The 15,824-nt window shown below is 62.6% G+C and carries 14 protein-coding genes; 4 read left to right on the forward strand and 10 right to left on the reverse strand.

The features are described 5' to 3' along the window. Nucleotides 1-11 precede the first annotated feature (11 nt). From AB4Z15_RS12435 to AB4Z15_RS12450, 4 genes are all read right to left on the reverse strand, one after another. Nucleotides 12-1,955 carry a beta-glucoside-specific PTS transporter subunit IIABC gene (locus AB4Z15_RS12435; RefSeq protein ID WP_442017523.1) on the reverse strand — a complete coding sequence of 648 codons (1,944 nt, stop codon included), beginning with the start codon at nt 1,953-1,955 and terminating at the stop codon, nt 12-14. A 299-nt stretch (nt 1,956-2,254) separates the two neighbouring features. Then, the gene (locus tag AB4Z15_RS12440; protein ID WP_442017524.1) at nt 2,255-2,389 is read right to left on the reverse strand and encodes a hypothetical protein; all 135 of its coding nucleotides are present in this window, start codon (nt 2,387-2,389) and stop codon (nt 2,255-2,257) included. After that, nucleotides 2,386-2,820, reverse strand: a complete 435-nt coding sequence (locus tag AB4Z15_RS12445; protein WP_442017525.1) for a cupin domain-containing protein — start codon at nt 2,818-2,820, stop codon at nt 2,386-2,388. Before AB4Z15_RS12445 ends, AB4Z15_RS12440 begins: the two co-directional genes overlap by 4 nt. Before the next feature lie 110 nt (nt 2,821-2,930). Next, nucleotides 2,931-3,827 carry a helix-turn-helix transcriptional regulator gene (locus AB4Z15_RS12450; RefSeq protein ID WP_442017526.1) on the reverse strand — a complete coding sequence of 299 codons (897 nt, stop codon included), beginning with the start codon at nt 3,825-3,827 and terminating at the stop codon, nt 2,931-2,933. A gap of 299 nt (nt 3,828-4,126) precedes the next feature. Here AB4Z15_RS12450 and AB4Z15_RS12455 point away from each other — a divergent pair, with 299 nt between their 5' ends. Continuing rightward, a complete protein-coding gene (locus tag AB4Z15_RS12455; protein WP_442017527.1) occupies nt 4,127-5,086 on the forward strand; it encodes a shikimate dehydrogenase family protein in 960 nt (319 codons plus the stop codon). Continuing rightward, entirely contained in the window at nt 5,070-5,846 is a 777-nt protein-coding gene (locus AB4Z15_RS12460) for an MBL fold metallo-hydrolase (RefSeq protein ID WP_442017528.1), read from the forward strand. Before AB4Z15_RS12455 ends, AB4Z15_RS12460 begins: the two co-directional genes overlap by 17 nt. A 133-nt stretch (nt 5,847-5,979) precedes the next feature. On the opposite strand, the gene acnA is transcribed toward AB4Z15_RS12460, so the two are convergent. The 3 genes from acnA to AB4Z15_RS12475 form a co-directional block, all read right to left on the reverse strand. Then, the gene (gene acnA, locus AB4Z15_RS12465) at nt 5,980-8,790 is read right to left on the reverse strand and encodes an aconitate hydratase AcnA (RefSeq protein ID WP_442017529.1); all 2,811 of its coding nucleotides are present in this window, start codon (nt 8,788-8,790) and stop codon (nt 5,980-5,982) included. A 264-nt stretch (nt 8,791-9,054) separates the two neighbouring features. After that, complete coding sequence (locus AB4Z15_RS12470) at nt 9,055-10,422, reverse strand: class I SAM-dependent RNA methyltransferase (protein ID WP_442017530.1); 1,368 nt, start codon at nt 10,420-10,422, stop codon at nt 9,055-9,057. Beyond that, on the reverse strand, nt 10,419-12,395 hold the full coding sequence (locus tag AB4Z15_RS12475) for an APC family permease (RefSeq protein ID WP_442006509.1): 1,977 nt from the start codon (nt 12,393-12,395) through the stop codon (nt 10,419-10,421). Before AB4Z15_RS12475 ends, AB4Z15_RS12470 begins: the two co-directional genes overlap by 4 nt. 115 nt (nt 12,396-12,510) lie before the next feature. On the opposite strand from AB4Z15_RS12475, the gene AB4Z15_RS12480 reads away from it, so the two are divergent. Next, nucleotides 12,511-13,182: a potassium channel family protein gene (locus tag AB4Z15_RS12480; protein ID WP_442017531.1), complete on the forward strand. Its 672-nt coding sequence runs from the start codon at nt 12,511-12,513 to the stop codon at nt 13,180-13,182. Continuing rightward, nucleotides 13,182-13,916, forward strand: coding sequence for a potassium channel family protein (locus AB4Z15_RS12485; protein WP_442006507.1), 735 nt, complete (start codon nt 13,182-13,184; stop codon nt 13,914-13,916). Before AB4Z15_RS12480 ends, AB4Z15_RS12485 begins: the two co-directional genes overlap by 1 nt. On the opposite strand, the gene AB4Z15_RS12490 is transcribed toward AB4Z15_RS12485, so the two are convergent. The 3 genes from AB4Z15_RS12490 to AB4Z15_RS12500 are packed head-to-tail and all read right to left on the reverse strand — an operon-like array spanning nt 13,886 to nt 15,808. Further along, the gene (locus AB4Z15_RS12490) at nt 13,886-14,668 is read right to left on the reverse strand and encodes a DUF3159 domain-containing protein (protein WP_442017532.1); all 783 of its coding nucleotides are present in this window, start codon (nt 14,666-14,668) and stop codon (nt 13,886-13,888) included. The two genes, AB4Z15_RS12485 and AB4Z15_RS12490, sit on opposite strands and share 31 nt — an antisense overlap. Beyond that, a complete protein-coding gene (locus AB4Z15_RS12495) occupies nt 14,665-15,042 on the reverse strand; it encodes a hypothetical protein (protein WP_442017533.1) in 378 nt (125 codons plus the stop codon). Before AB4Z15_RS12495 ends, AB4Z15_RS12490 begins: the two co-directional genes overlap by 4 nt. Next, on the reverse strand, nt 15,035-15,808 hold the full coding sequence (locus tag AB4Z15_RS12500; protein ID WP_442017534.1) for a DUF3710 domain-containing protein: 774 nt from the start codon (nt 15,806-15,808) through the stop codon (nt 15,035-15,037). The genes AB4Z15_RS12495 and AB4Z15_RS12500 overlap by 8 nt, the downstream gene beginning before the upstream one ends. Nucleotides 15,809-15,824 lie beyond the last annotated feature (16 nt).

The following is a 15,824-nucleotide window of genomic DNA, read 5'->3' on the forward strand; positions in this document are numbered from 1 at the left end:
TGGCTTCCTGGTCAGCGTCCGACGACGGCGATCGCCGCGCCTGCCACCACGGAGCCGCCTTCAAGCTGCTCCACCGGTGCGTCCTTGGGTCCGTTGGTCACGACCACCAGCACGGTGGCCGGATGGCCGGCGGCGCGAATGGCTTCCAGGTCGGCCGTGACGAGCGGCTGCCCTGCCTCCACGCGTGTCCCGCGTTCCAGCGCGCCGTGGAAACCCTCACCCTTCATGGTCACCGTGTCGATGCCGACGTGCACCAGTACCTCTATGCCGTCGTCGGTTTTGATGCCGAAGGCGTGGCCGGTCTTCATGGCCACGGCTACTGTTCCGCTCACCGGGGAGACGATGACGCTCTCGGACGGTTCCACGGCGACGCCCGGACCCATGGCTCCGGAGGCGAAGACCGGATCGCTGACCTCGGCCAACGGAACAACGGTGCCGGCGCAGGGCGCTGCCAATTCGATGGTTTCGGTCCGCACCAGAGTTGCTGTGCCACCGGCGACGGCGGCGGTCTCCTTGGCAGCAGGGCGACGGACGGACGGGGCCGCATCGTCGTCCGCTGCCGAGGCCGTTTCGACGGCGGGCTTTTCGAACTTGAACGAGAGGATGAAGGTCAGCACGGCGGAGACGACGGCGGAGATGACCAGGGCGATGATGATGTTGATCATGTTCACCAGCGTGTTGTCACCGATGTACAGCAGAACGGCGGGCAGGCCGGAGGAGCCGGTGGCAAAGCGGTGCGTCTGGGTCAAGCCCGCGTACAGGCCGCCCGCGCCACCGCCGATCATGGCCGCGATAAGGGGGTAACGCTTGGGCAGGGCGATGCCGTAGAGAATCGGTTCGGTGATGCCCATCAGGCCGGTGATGCCGCCTGCGGTGGCAATCTGACGGGTCTTCTTGTCCTTGGTGCGGAAAGCGACGACCAGGGAGGCCGCGCCCATGGCGATGTTGGAGACCAGTGCACCGGGGCCGAAAATACTTTCCTTGCCCGTCTGGGCGAGCTGGACGACACCGAGCGGGGCGATGCCGTTGTGCAGGCCGAACATGACCATGACCGGAAGGGTCGCACCCACCAGCAGGGCCGGGGCCCAGGCGGCGTTGGTGCTCAGGAATGTGAAGAAGGAACCCAGGTAGCCGCTCAGAATGCTGCCGATGGGTCCGAGCACACCGAGGGCCAGGGTACCCATGATCAGGAACGTCAGCATAGGCACGAACACCAGGTTCACGGACTTCGGAACCACCCGGGTCAGACCACGCTCCACGTAGTACTGGGCGAACACGACCAAGATGATCGGAATGACCGCGCCCGAGTAGTTGACCAAGGGGAACGGCAAGATGTCGAAGAAGGTGACCGGGTCCTTCTTCGTCACCAGGGCGACCCAGTTGGGATGCAGCATCATGGCAGCGACCGCGGCTGCCAGGATCGGGCTGATCTTCAACTTCTGAGCCGCACTAAAAGCCAGCAGCACGGGGAGGAAGTAGAACACCGCATCTGCGAAAAGGTTGACCAAAGCGTAAGTCTGAGATTCCCGGGACACGAGATTCAGCACTACGAGCAGGGCAAGGAGCGCCTTGACCATACCAGCTCCAGACAATGCTGGGATGAGGGGCTGGAAGACACTGGAGACGAACTCGATCACCGCGCTGCCCACGTTTTTGCGCTTGACCTTGGCTGCGCCGCCGTCGTCCTTGGCGTTGACAGACAAATCGCCGAGCTCGCGCTCCACTTCGTTGAACACCTCCTTGACGTGCATGCCGACCACCACTTGGAAGACCCCTCCCTTGGAGAGGGTTTTTACGATGCCTTCAGTGGCGTTCAGCTCGTCCAGCGCGACGGCGGATTCATCCTTTAGGGCGAAACGAAGCCGGGTCTGGCAGTGGTAGGCCTCGGTAATGTTGGCTTTGCCGCCAACGAGCCGCACTATGTCTGCGGCTAAGGGAGCGTATTGCTTGCTCATGATTTCCTCGCATTCTCAGATCCGCCCTTCATTGGGCGGGGTGTGAGGCAACGCGGCTTGAGCTGTTTCAGGTGATCCTGTATCAGGGCACGAAAAAGGCCCAAGCCGGTTGACCGATGAAGGTCGCAGAGCTTGAGCCTTGCCTCGCCCGAAGCGAGTTACATACCCAGGTCTCGAAAGAACCAGAAATCATCATGTCAGGTGATATGAGTCACGTCAAGCCGTCCAGATCGCCGGACGATCGGAGGACGTGACGGCGTCACCGGTTCCACGCAGTCATGCTACTTGGTCCTCCTGCGTCACTTGCCGCTGTAGACGTCGATCGCGGCGACCGCGCCCGCTGCCTCGTCATCGTTGATGAACCACGTGCCGAGCCCCAGCTTCGGGATCTCGATGCCGGTGGACAGGGTGTAGCTCTCGTTCAGGATGCTCAAGCGTTCTCTCCGTTGGTCGGAAGCGCGCCGTACACCTCGTCGGTGACGGGCTCCAGCCATTCGTTGCTTACGCCTTCGCCCGGGGTGATGAAAGCAAGGTGGGAGAACCACGAATTGGCCTTCGCACCGTGCCAGTGCTTCGTGCCGGCCCGGACGTGGATCACCGTTCCGGGCTCCAGGCTGATCGGCTCGGTGCCCTCTGCCTGGTACCAGCCGCTGCCCGCAGTGCAGATCAGGATCTGGTCTCCTCCACCATCGGTGCCGTGGTGGATGTGCCAGTTGTTGCGGCATCCCGGCTCGAAGGAGACGTTGCTGACCGGAACACTCCCCGAGGCGAGCGGGGCCAGATAACTCTGGCCGATGAAGTACTGGGCGTAGGCGTCGTTCTTTTCCCCGAGCGGGAAGATCTGGTCGAATTCGTTGTCAGTCATTTTGCTTTTCCTTTTGTTCCGTCCAGCGGTTGACGTAAGCCATGTGCCGGGGATCGGCACGATCATCGCGGAGACCTCAAGCCCCTGGCCCAGTGCTCTGGTCTGCATGATCAGTCCTTCGTGGTGGTGGTGTCGCCGAGTACGGGGTGCGACGGCGTCGCGGTTACGGTGGCGGCGAGGCTTGCCAGCAACTGCAGCCGTTGATCGCTCGGCGAACCGGGCTCGGCGGTGTAAATGAGGAACGAAAGCCCCGGCTCGGCGGTCAGCTCGAGTCCTTCGTAGGTGAGGGTGAGGTCGCCGACCTCGTGGTGGTGAAAGTCCTTCGTGCCCGAGCCGTGGCGGCGGACGTTGTGCGCACCCCACCGCGTACGGAACGCGTCACTGCGGGTGGAGAGTTCACCGACAAGGTCATGCAACTGCTTGTCACGAGGATCATGACCGGCCTCCGTGCGCAGAATCGCCACGGTGACGTCGGCCGCCGCCTCCCAGTCCGGGTAGAACGTCTTTGCGCGTTCGTCGAAGAAGCAGTACCGGGCGAGGTTCCCCTGCCCGGGTCCGTCGAAGACCTCGTCATAGAAGGCGCGACCCAGGGCGTTGGTCGCCAAGATGTCCATCCGTCCGTTGCGGACGAACGCCGGACCGTTCACGATGACGTCCAGCGCACGGGTCAGGCTATCCCGCGCCACCCATGTCTTCGACTTGCGCCGGCGCACGTGCTGCGCGCCTCCGTTTGCGGCCCGTGCGAGATCAAAAAGGTGCTCGCGCTCGGCATCGTCGAGCTGCAGGGCCCGTGCGACCGACTCCAGCACGGAGTCGGACACCCCGGCGAGGTTGCCTCGCTCGATCTTGGCATAGTACTCCGGACTCACGTCCGCAAGCATCGCAACCTCCCCCCGCCTCAAGCCCGCGACGCGACGGTGCCCCGAGACCGTCAGTCCGGCCTGCTCGGGGCTGATGTTCGCCCGACGGGATATGAGGAACTCCCGTGCTTCGTCCTTGGTGTTCATGCAGACAACGCTATTCGGGCCACTGGCTTGGAGGGAGTCCCCGCTGGTACACCCTTCACTGGAGACTCCCCTCCCCTGCCGCAGTGGGGATGGAATAGAGGCATTCGAGCAACTACGACGAAGGAGAAAAGGAGCTCAAGGAAGCGTTACTGCACCTTTCCTTCTACGCCGGCTGGCCCAACGGGATGGGCGCGACGACCGTGCTGAAGAACGTCGTCGAGGACGCCTGACACCGGGCTCAATACACGCGAAACACCCGACGCGGCGGGGAAACCCCTACCGAGAAGGAGAAACCACCCATGACCACATGGATCCCGGACGGAACAGCAGAGACGCCGCAACATCTCAGCGGAGCCACCCGCTTGTTTCCCATCATCGGAGACCCCATCACGCACGTGCAGTCCCCCATATGGCTCACGCGGACTTTCGCCGAGCGCGGCCATAACGGGATCTGCGTACCGATGCAAGTACCAGAGGGCGCACTCGATGCCGTCATGGCCGGACTCGCAGCAACGCCGAACGTCGACGGGATCCTGGTCACGATGCCGCACAAGCACGACGCCTTCACCTATTGCTCCACCAGCACCGACCGTGCGGGCCGCTCTGGCGTCGTCAGCGTCATGCGTCGCAACCCGGACGGCACCTGGCATGGGGACATGCTCGACGGCCTCGCGTTCGTCAAGGCGCAGCAGGACCACGGCGCGACCATCCACGGCTCACGAGCGTTGCTAGTGGGTACCGGAAGCGCGGGCAGTGCGATCGCAATCGCCCTCATCGAAGCCGGGGTGCGGGAGCTCGTGCTCCACGACGCCGACCTGTCGCGCGTGAGCGGTTTACTGGACCTGCTGGAGATGATGGATCCTGGCCGCGCGCGTGCCGGGACGGCCGACCCAACGGGCTTCGACCTGGTCTTCAACGCGACCCCTCTGGGGATGGGAGACAAAGACCCGTTGCCGGTGGATCGCTCATTGCTGACCTCCTCAATGTTCGTCGGCGACGTCGTCTCGGGACACGGCACTACACCTCTCATTGCTGCCGCCCGTTCCGTTGGCTGCGGAACTGCCTCCGGTGAGCACATGGTTGAGGCCGTGCAAGATCTTATGGCTGATTTCATGCTCGGTCGCCGGAGTGAACAGCGACCACTCCCATTGCACCGCAGAATAGACCCAAGGAGACATGATGAACCATTCGCACCCACCGCTCCGGCACAGCCCCCGCGGGCAGGCCATGGCCCCGAAAACTATGCCAATTCGTGCTGAGGCCTTCGATAACCCGCACGGTACCGTCCTTTACTGGCTCGGCATGGCAGGATTTCTGATCAATGCACGGGGGACGCTGATTATGGTCGATCCGCTGCTCCAGGACTTTGACATGCCTGTGCTCATCGACTTCCCGCTCCGGGCGGCAGACGTCCCCCGAGTCGATGGGATCCTGGTCACTCACGCGGACAATGACCACTTCAGCGTGCCGACGTGTAATGCCTTGAATGCAGTCACCCAACGGTTCCACTCGACGCGCTACGTCTCCGATCTGATGCAGGAACTGGGCATGCCCGCCGAAGGCCACGGCACCGGCGACGCCTTCTCCATCGGCGGGGTACGGGTCACGGTCACACCGGCGGACCATGCCTGGCAGAATGCCGCGCCCAAGCCGGGGCAGCGCACCTTCCGCGATGAGGACTCGTGCGGCTTCTGGATCGAGACCCGTGACGGCGTGATCTGGGCACCAGGGGACTCACGGCTGATCCGCGAACACCATCTGACCATGCCGACCCCGGACGCGCTACTGTTCGACTTCTCGGACAGCGAGTGGCATTTCACCTTCGACGGCGCGGTCGAGATGGCCAATGCCTACCCGGACGCAGACCTGATCCTGCACCACTGGGGCTCGGTGGACTCCCCCGATTTTTCCCCGTTCAACGCCGACCCGGACACGCTGTGGGACGTCGTGGTCAACCCCAAGCGCATCCGCGTACTCGCACCAGGCGAGCCTTTCCCGCTGGGCGGCGCGTCCGCGTAGCGCGAAGTCGGACCGACAAAGCACACGTGCCCCGCCAGGCCGAAGCCTGACGGGGCACTTATGCGAGACCCTAGTGTGACCGCCGGTGAAAGCGAGTCAGCGACCAGATCCTCTGGTATCCGAGCTGATCAGCTCAAGAACCGCTAATTTGCCGAAGCACGTACTGCAGGATGCCACCGTTGCGGTAGTAGTCCGCTTCACCCGGGGTATCGATGCGGAGGACCGCGTCGAAGGACTTGGAGGTGCCGTCCTCGGCCGTTGCTGTCACCTTGAGCGTCTTTGGCGTGGTGCCGTTGTTCAGCGCCGTGACGCCTTCAACCGAGAAGGTCTCCGTACCGGTCAGGCCCAGCGTTGCTGCAGACTCGCCAGCGGGGAACTGCAGGGGAAGAACGCCCATGCCGATGAGGTTGGAGCGGTGGATGCGCTCGTAGCTCTCGGCAACGACGGCCTTGACACCCAGGAGCGCAGTGCCCTTGGCTGCCCAGTCACGGGACGATCCCGAACCGTATTCCTTACCTGCAAGGACAACCAGCGGCGTTCCCGCAGCCTGGTAGTTCTGTGCGGCATCGTAAACGTAGGCCTGCGGTGCACCTTCCTGGCTGAAGTCGCGGGTGAAGCCACCCTCGACGCCGTCCAGCAGCTGGTTCTTGATGCGGATGTTGGCGAAGGTACCGCGGATCATGACTTCGTGGTTGCCACGGCGCGAGCCGTAGGAGTTGAAGTCCTTGCGCTCCACGCCGTTGGCCAGGAGATACTGGCCCGCCGGAGTGTCCGACTTGAAGGAGCCAGCCGGGGAGATGTGGTCCGTGGTGACGGAATCGCCAAGCTTCAGGAGCACGCGGGCACCCGCGATGTCCTTGACGGGATCCGGCTGCGCCTTCATGCCTTCGAAGTATGGGGGCTTCCGCACGTAGGTGGAGTCCTCGGCCCAGGCGAACGTATCGCCTGCCGGGGTGTCGAGTGCCTTCCAGCGCTCGTCGCCGTCGAAGACGCCCTCGTAACCCTTGGCGAACATAGCCTTGTCGATGGAGGAGTCAATGACTTCCTGCACCTCGATGGGGTTCGGCCAGATGTCCTTCAGGAAAACTTCGTTGCCCTCGGAGTCCGTACCCAGGGCATCGGTGTCGAAATCGAAGTCCATGGAACCGGCCAGGGCGTAAGCGATGACCAACGGCGGGGAAGCCAGGTAGTTCATCTTGACGTCCGGGTTGATACGGCCTTCGAAGTTGCGGTTGCCCGAGAGGACAGCCGTCACGGAGAGGTCGTTGGCCTGGATGGCTTCGGAGATCTCCGGCTCCAGCGGGCCGGAGTTGCCGATGCACGTTGCACAGCCGTAGCCCACGATGTAGAAGCCGAGCTTCTCCAGGTACGGGGTCAGGCCGGACTTCTCGTAGTAGTCGGTGACGACCTTCGAGCCCGGAGCCACAGAGGTCTTGACCCACGGCTTGGACGTCAGGCCCTTGTCAACAGCGTTGCGTGCAAGGAGGGCTGCAGCCAACATGACAGACGGGTTGGAGGTGTTGGTGCAGGAAGTGATCGAGGCGATCGATACTGCACCGTGGTCCAACTCAAACTCGCGGCCGTCAGCGGTCTTGATGTGCACCGGAGCGGACGGGCGGCCCTGGGCGCCGTTGGCAGCGGAAGCAACACGTGCCGTCTCCGTGGTGTGCGAATCAGCATGCGTGAAGGACGGAGCATCCGAAGCCGGGAACGATTCGTCCAATGACTCGTCCACGCTGCCATCTTCAATGGCGACGTAGTTGTGGATGTCCTTGCGGAACTGCTCCTTGGCATCCGTGAGCTCGATGCGGTCCTGGGGACGCTTCGGGCCGGAGATGGACGGAACAACCGTGGACAGATCCAGCTCGAGGAACTCGGAGAAGCGCAGTTCGCGGGAAGGATCGTGCCAGAGGCCCTGTTCCTTGGTGTATGCCTCCACGAGGGCGACATTCTCTTCGGACCGGCCAGTCAGGCGCAGGTATTCCAAGGTGACATCGTCGATCGGGAACATGGCGGCCGTGGAGCCGAACTCCGGGCTCATGTTTCCGATGGTGGCGCGGTTTGCCAGCGGCACAGCGGCAACGCCTTCACCGTAGAACTCCACGAACTTGCCAACAACACCGTGCTTGCGCAGCATTTCGGTGATGGTCAGCACAACGTCGGTTGCGGTGGCGCCGGCCGGGATGCTGCCGCTGAGCTTGAAGCCCACGACGCGGGGAATCAGCATGGAGACGGGCTGGCCAAGCATGGCAGCCTCGGCTTCGATGCCGCCGACGCCCCAGCCCAGGATGCCCAGGCCGTTGACCATGGTGGTGTGGGAGTCGGTTCCAACGCAGGTGTCCGGGTAGGCACGAAGCACGCCGTCGATCTCACGGGTCATGACCGTGCGGGCCAAGTACTCGATGTTGACCTGGTGGACAATGCCAGTTCCCGGGGGGACAACCTTGAAGTCATCAAAGGCCGTCTGGCCCCACCGCAGGAATTGGTAGCGCTCACCATTGCGCTGGTATTCGATCTCCATGTTGCGCTCCAGTGCGCCGGAGTTACCGAAGGCGTCGATCTGGACGGAGTGGTCGATGACCATTTCGGCTGGCGCCAAGGGGTTGACGCGCTTGGGGTCGCCGCCAAGTTCTTTAACGGCCTCGCGCATGGTGGCGAGGTCTACAACGCAGGGTACGCCGGTGAAGTCCTGCATGATGACTCGGGCCGGGGTGAACTGGATCTCCGTGTCGGGCTCCGCATTGGGGTCCCAACCGGCCAGGGCGCGGACGTGGTCAGCCGTTATATTGGCGCCATCCTCAGTCCGCAGGAGGTTTTCAAGCAATACCTTGAGGCTGAACGGAAGGCTGTCTGCGCCCTCTACGGAGTTCAACCGGAAAATTTCATAATCGGTGCCGGCTACATTCAGTACGCCTTTGGAACCGAAGCTGTCCACAGTGCTCATGGCAGGACTCCTCTCGCAACAGTTTCATCTTTGTCGCGTGGTTGGCCGCTAGCCAGTTAGGCGCACCTTACTTAGCCGGGCGGCACTCTCAGTTGGTCAACCCCTATCCCCCGCGGAACTACGCGGAGTGGGGCTGCTATGTGGGACTACTATGCCCATCGTAGTGGCATCGATCATGTTGAAGCACTGCCGCAGGCAGTTGCACCCAGCGCGGCACCCTCCACGAATCGCCCGCCATCCGGTGGCGCGGCGGGCGATAGACGCCTAACCGGCGGGAACGATGAGGCTGACGGTCTCCAAGTGATGCGTGTGGGGGTACAGGTCGAACGCCCTCAACGACTCCAGGCGCCAACCGCCTTGCTGGAAGTAACCCAGATCACGTGCAAAAGAAGCCGGATCACAGGACACATAGGCAATTGCGCGGGGATGTGAGGCCATGAGTTGGTTTACCACTGCTTTTCCAGCCCCCACGCGCGGCGGGTCCAGGACCAGGGAATCGAAGTTCCGGGGGCGTTGGTGCAATACCCGCTCCACTCGCCCCTGCACGATCTCCACATGGGATTCTCCGTGCAGGTTCTTGCGGGCATCACGGCTGGTGCCAGGCGATCCCTCAACGGACAATACCGAACCCGTGACGCCTACCGCATCAGCCAAGGGTGCCGTAAACAAGCCTGCACCAGCGTAAAGGTCCGCCACCGCAGCACCGGGTTGGAGATACCCTCCACCTGCCAGGTAGCCGGTCACCGCGTTGACCAACGTCTGCGGCGCGTCTTTGTGAATCTGCCAGAAGCCTTCGCCCGTCACCCGGTATTCATGCCCTGCCGCCGATTCCTGCACCCAGGTCCGTCCCCGAAGCTGCAGTACTTGTCCCTTGCCGGGATCGAAGCTGGCTACGGAGACATCGTGCGGCAACTGCGAAAGGATGCTGTGCAGCCGCTTGGGACTGGTTGTTTCCTCTGGCGCCAGCAACACGAGCGGCCTGGAGCCATTGGCTGGCGCCGCCACTTCTACGCGTGCTATCCCGCTGAGATCAAGGTCCCACAACTTGAGGTCGTTGATTCCGGAGAGCGCCAGTGGCATCTCCCGTATGGGCACCACGGCGTCCGAACGGTGGGCATGCATTCCCAGCCGTCCCTTGGGTGTGACAGCAAAGCTGGCGCGCGTACGCCAGCCGAGTCCGCCGTCGTCGTTGGCACCCACGCCCTCAACCTCGACCGCGAGGTCCAGGCCCGCGAGTCTCTTGAGTTGCTCGGACAACACTTCGGCCTTCAGGGCACGCTGCCGTTGCAGGGAAATGTGGCCGAGCTCGGCGCCGCCCACGGGTGGATTCCCGTGCTGCCAGGCCGCCAGCGAATCGGCTGGCTTCCAGAAGTGCGGCACGCGGTCCGGCGAGGCTTCCAGGACCTCGACGACGTCGGCACGCCAGAAGCGCGACGAGTCGCCGGAGTCGGTCAATCGGATCCGGACCTTCTCCCCCGGAATGCCATGGCGTACGAAGATGACGCGGCCTTCATGGCGTGCTACGAAATGCCCGCCGTGTGCGACAGGGCCAACGTCAACGGTCAGTTCGGTGCCGGGCGTACCTTGGCCTCCGCTGTTGTCAGTGAGGGGGGAAATGCTGTGGGAGGTCATTGTGTATCCTGCAGTGCCTTTGCTTCTTCGGAGGACTTCAGCTGCCACGGAACGCTGGCAACCATGACTCCAGGTTCAAAGTGGAGCCGCGTCTTGATTCTGAGTGCCGTCTGGTTGTGAACCAACTGCTCCCACCATTTGCCCACGACGTACTCGGGGATGTACACCACGATCAAGTCCCGGGGTGAGTCGCGTCGCATGTTCTTGATGTACTCCATGATGGGAGTCACGGTCTCACGGTAGGGGCTGGCCAGTACGGTGAGCGGTACTGGAATTTCCAGCTTCTCCCAATCCCGCACGGTATGTTCTGTCTCTTCGGAGTTGATGTCCACGGTAATCGCATCCAGTCGCGAGGGCCGCGACGCCCGGGCGTAAGCCAGGGCCCGCAATACAGGTTTGCGGACGTGGGAAACAAGCAGTACGGCGTGGACACGGGTAGGCAGCGCGCGTGGCGATGAATCCTCGTCAACAGCCAACTCCTTGGCAACATTGTCATAGTGCGCCCGGATACTCCACATGATGAGGAACAGCACGAACATTGCCAGAAGTGCGATCCAGGCACCTTGCTCAAACTTGGTGATGAGCACGATGACCAAGACGAGCGCAGTCATGCCGAAACCCACCATGTTGATGGTCCGCGATTTGATGATCCTGCGGCGTACCGATTTGTCCCGCGCGAGTTTCAGTTCGCGGCCCCAGTGGCGGACCATGCCAAGCTGGCTGGCGGTGAAGGAAATGAAGACCCCCACGATGTACAGCTGGATGAGCTTGGTGACATCAGCGTTGAACGAAAGGATGAGGACCAGCGCACCGGCAGCCAAGGCCAGCACGCCGTTGCTGAAGGCCAGCCTGTCGCCGCGGGTGCGGAGCTGGCGGGGCAGATAACCGTCCTGAGCCAGGATAGAGCCCAGCACAGGGAAGCCGTTGAATGCGGTGTTGGAAGCGAACACGAGAATGACGCCGGTGGCAGCCACCACTATGTAAAAGGGGATGGAACCGGCCCCAAAAATGGTGTCCGCAATCTGGCTGATGGCCGGGTTCTGGATATAGCCCTCCGGCAACGGCTTGCCATCAAGGAGGAACTCCTTGGCGGGATCCAAAACAATGTGCACCTTCGTGGCGTTGGCGAGGTAAAGGATGCCGGCCAGCATGGCCGCCGCGATCGCGCCGAGCAACAACAGGGTGGTGGCAGCGTTCTTGCTCTTGGGCTTCCGGAAGTTGGGCACGCCGTTGCTGATCGCCTCCACACCCGTCAAGGCAGCAGCACCCGAGGAAAAGGCACGCAGCAACAGGAATGCACCGGCAAGGCCAACGAGGCCTTCGTCGAAGCCGGCCTCCGGCACGATGGTGAAGTTGGCGGACGCCGCCTGGCCCAGTTGTCCCGTAATGGCCTGGAAGATGCCCACGAGGGTCATGCCAATGATGGAGGCCATGAAAATGTAGGTGGGCACGGCGAAGACCGTGCCAGCCTCCTTGATGCCTCGCAGGTTGACCAAGGCGAGAATGATCACGCCCACAGTCGCGATCATCGCCTGTTGGCCGTGCAACGAAGGGATCGCCGTGGTGAGATATGCAGCGGCAGAGGACATCGACACTGCAACGGTCAGGACATAGTCCACGAGGAGCGCAGCAGCAACGGTGAGCCCGGCGTACTTGCCCAGATTGACGTTGGCAATCTCATAGTCCCCTCCGCCCGACGGGTAGGCGTGCACATTCTGGCGGTAAGAGGCCACCACTGTGAGCAACACCACCATCACTGCCAACCCAACAAAGGGGGAGAACGCTACCGCGCTCACACCCGCGAGAGCCAAGGTCAGCAGGATTTCATCCGGTGCGTAGGCCACCGAAGACAGGGCATCCGAGGCGAAGATCGGCAAAGCGATGCGCTTGGGCAAGAGGGTGTGGGATAGGCGGTCATTCCGGACTGGCCGGCCCACCAACACACGCTTCGCAGCATTCAGTATTGTCAACACTTTCGCAAAACTACTCTGAATCCCCAGCGATGTCATGACGGCGGTCTCCGACTTACGTCCAGCGCACCGGTAAAGTCATACGCAGCGACACGGTAAACACACATAAGGAGACACGGTGGCTCACTTCGTGATCATGGGTTGCGGCCGTGTTGGCGCAACCCTGGCACATACTTTGGAAGACGCCGGCCATTCGGTGGCCATCATCGACCAGGACGAGCGGGCGTTCCGTCGGCTTCGCAACACGTTTACCGGCCGCAAGGTCACCGGCGTAGGTTTCGACAGGGACACACTCAAGCAGGCAGGAGTGGAAGAGGCTTACGCATTCGCCGCTGTTTCAAGTGGTGACAATTCCAACATCCTGGCAACCCGTGTGGCACGGGAGACATTCCATGTTGGACACGTCGTGGCCCGCATCTACGATCCCGGACGCGCCGAAATCTACCAGCGCCTCGGCATTCCCACCGTAGCCGCGGTGCGCTGGAGCGCCGACCAGGTCCTCAGGCGTATCCTTCCGGAGCAGCATCTCGCCGGCGATTACCGGGAGCCATCCGGCAGGCTCGTCCTGGCGGAAGTGGACCTGCACGAGGGATGGATTGGCCATAGCGTGACGTCCATTGAAGCTGCCGCAGGCATCCGTGTCGCCTTCCTGACGCGTTTCGGTGAGGGCCTCCTGCCTCTGCCAGGCACGGCCTATCAGGAGGGCGATACCGTCCACGCAATGTTGAGCCTGGACAGGACTTCGGAGATCAGCCGGGTCCTTGCCAAAGCACCGGCCAAGGAGTCTTAGTGAAAGTTGTCATCGTTGGCGCAGGCAGCGTCGGCTCGTCCATTGCCCGTGAGCTCCTGGCCCACAACCATCAAATCCTGCTCATCGACCTCAAGCCTGAAGTCATTGGCCGCAGCGGCCTTCGGGGTGCGCGCTGGCTGGTGGGCGATGCCTGCGAACTCAGCACACTTCAGGACGCCAAACTTGAGGATGCCGACGTCGTGGTTTCCGCTACCGGTGATGACAAAGTGAACCTCGTGGTGTCCCTGCTGGCCAAGACGGAATTCGCCGTAGGGCGCACTGTTGGGCGTGTCAACAACCCCAAGAACGACTGGATGTTCAATGACTCCTGGGGCGTGGACGTGGCCGTCAACACTCCGCAGCTAATGACTGCCCTGGTTGAGGAAGCCGTGGAAATCGGCGACATCGTCCGGCTGTTGACTTTGCAGACCGGCGTCGCCTCGATCGTGGAATTTACCGTTCCCCACGACTCCCACGTCATTGGGAGCACAGTGGGCGCCATTGAGTGGCCCGAAGACGCCACCCTGGTAGCCATCCTGCGTGATCAGGCACCCATCACCCCAAGCCGGGACGATGTCCTCGATGGTGGCGACGAACTGTTCTTCGTCACCACCATCCAGGCAGAGGACGGACTGCGGGCCCTGTTGTCACCAGCCTCAATGGCGGGCCAAGGACCCCGCGACGGCGATGCCAGCGTTACTGATCAGGCGGAGGACGACGGCTTCGACGGTTGAGGTGCGGGCTTGGTAACAAGCCATGCCACCCAAAGGCCGAGGATGTAAAGCGGTGCACCCATGAGGAGCCGGGTGGTAGCCAACGCCGTCAAGCCTGGCTCACCCAGGAAGTACAGGGGAACCTGCACCACCAGCCGCAGCGCAAGCACCGCCACAACAATCCACGTGCCAAGCTGATACGCCCGCAGGCGTTCCGGGTCTTTGCGCCATTCGAGACCCTCGTTGCGGACGAAACCAAACAGCAAGCCGGCGATAGGCCACTTGAGCACTATGGACAGCACCATGCCCGCAATATAGGCAATGTTGGTGAAGAAGCCCAGAACGTAGAAGTCTTCAGCCTTCCCCGTGGTGTTGGCCAGCCAAGCAGAAATCCCGACGCCGACCACACCGGCAAGCGCCTGCGTCAACGGGCGCCGTTGGATCAGGCGGACAACGGTGAAGATTGCTGCCGTCGCCAACGCCGCGACCAAGGAAACCGTTAAATCGCGGCTAATGGTGAAGGCCACGAGGAAAGCGAGGCCCGGCAGGATACTCTCCGCGATGCCTTGCACTCCCCCGGCAGACTTCAACATGTCCACATGGCCGGCGCTGTTGCGCTGAAGCCCCGCTTTTTCTGCATAGCCGGCAGCCAGGTCGGCGACGCCCGGGCTTTGGCTTGCCGGTGTGCTGGCTGCCCCTGTGCCAGTGGTTTCACCCTTGCCGGTCGTAGGCTGCGCCGGATCCTTAGGTTCTGATCCATTGGCCACTGTCATAAGTGCTCCTGACGGGAAAGTATTTCGTAGCGTGGATTGAACATCGCAGGCAGGCCATCCTTATGTGTCACCACGCCGTTCAAGCGCAACTCCGCTCCTGCTTCAATACCTGGTACCCGGTTCCTGCCCAACCAGATGACGCGCAACCGTGCATACGGCCTTTTCACGCCCCCGCCACCCACTGATGGTTGGGAACTGTGCTCCAGCGCGTCCACGACAATCGCCGAAAAGAAGGGTTGCTCACTTGGCGGCTGGTACGTGACAGATTCGATGAATCCAGTGCAGGTGGCCCTGCCGCGGGCAGGGAGATCACGGACGCCGTGTTGCTGGGACTGCTGCCCGGCGGATCCTGGCAAGCCGGGCGTATCAGCCAATCTGGGTGATCTCCGGTCCCCGCTCCGGCTGGTGCAGGGCGGGACCACCTTGCTGTGCAGCGGGATCGGAAGCTTCAGCGGGGGCCTGAGCTGGGGCTTGGGCGGCAGCATCCTTGGGCAGACGCAGCTGCAACAGTTCGCGCGGCGGCATCGGATTGTCGCCGCGTACAACAACCACGCGCCGGAAGAGCTCCTCCAAGCCTGCCGCGGCGTCCCGGTCCAGGGCAGCTTCGCCGCCGAGGACACCACGCAGGAACCACCGGGGACCGTCCACCCCCATGAAGCGGGCGGCCCGGAAACCCCGGCTGCCGTCAGTAGCTTCGGCGGGGAGCTTGGCGACGAGTTCTGTGCCAAACGTTCCAGATACTTCTTCTGTCTCGCCACCCTGGCTTGCTACGGATTGGCCAATCTGCTCGCGGATCTCGTCCCACAGGCCTTCCGAACGCGGAGCGGCGAAGGCCTGGAGCTGCAGGCTTGACCCTGCCAGGTCCATGGTCACTGCCACCACGCGCTGAGTAGCTTCTTCCACTTCCAGCCGCAACTGGAGTCCATCGGCGGGTGCGATCAGCAGTGCGCCGAGATCCACGTATCCGTCGCGATCCTCGATCTCATCGATGTCCCAAGGACCTTTGCCAAGCCGGAAATCACCCTTGGTACCGGACGCGCCGGTTGCAGGGGTTGTTGCCTCAGCCGCGTCGTTTTCCTCGACGGTGCCAGCGGTTTCCAGCCGCTCGGCCTTGGACTTTTTGCCGCGCCCAAAAAGCATTGGGTTGTCTCCTTAG

The organism is Paenarthrobacter sp. 2TAF44 (assembly GCF_052114885.1).
Taxonomy (GTDB): domain Bacteria; phylum Actinomycetota; class Actinomycetes; order Actinomycetales; family Micrococcaceae; genus Arthrobacter.

Coding starts and splice junctions, on each gene's coding strand:
- AB4Z15_RS12435 (WP_442017523.1), bottom strand. CDS start 1,955: ATGAGCAAGCAATACGCTCCCTTAGCCGCAGACATAGTGCGGCTCGTT.
- AB4Z15_RS12445 (WP_442017525.1), bottom strand. CDS start 2,820: ATGACTGACAACGAATTCGACCAGATCTTCCCGCTCGGGGAAAAGAAC.
- AB4Z15_RS12450 (WP_442017526.1), bottom strand. CDS start 3,827: ATGAACACCAAGGACGAAGCACGGGAGTTCCTCATATCCCGTCGGGCG.
- AB4Z15_RS12455 (WP_442017527.1), top strand. CDS start 4,127: ATGACCACATGGATCCCGGACGGAACAGCAGAGACGCCGCAACATCTC.
- AB4Z15_RS12460 (WP_442017528.1), top strand. CDS start 5,070: ATGCCAATTCGTGCTGAGGCCTTCGATAACCCGCACGGTACCGTCCTT.
- acnA (WP_442017529.1), bottom strand. CDS start 8,790: ATGAGCACTGTGGACAGCTTCGGTTCCAAAGGCGTACTGAATGTAGCC.
- AB4Z15_RS12470 (WP_442017530.1), bottom strand. CDS start 10,422: ATGACCTCCCACAGCATTTCCCCCCTCACTGACAACAGCGGAGGCCAA.
- AB4Z15_RS12490 (WP_442017532.1), bottom strand. CDS start 14,668: ATGACAGTGGCCAATGGATCAGAACCTAAGGATCCGGCGCAGCCTACG.
- AB4Z15_RS12500 (WP_442017534.1), bottom strand. CDS start 15,808: ATGCTTTTTGGGCGCGGCAAAAAGTCCAAGGCCGAGCGGCTGGAAACC.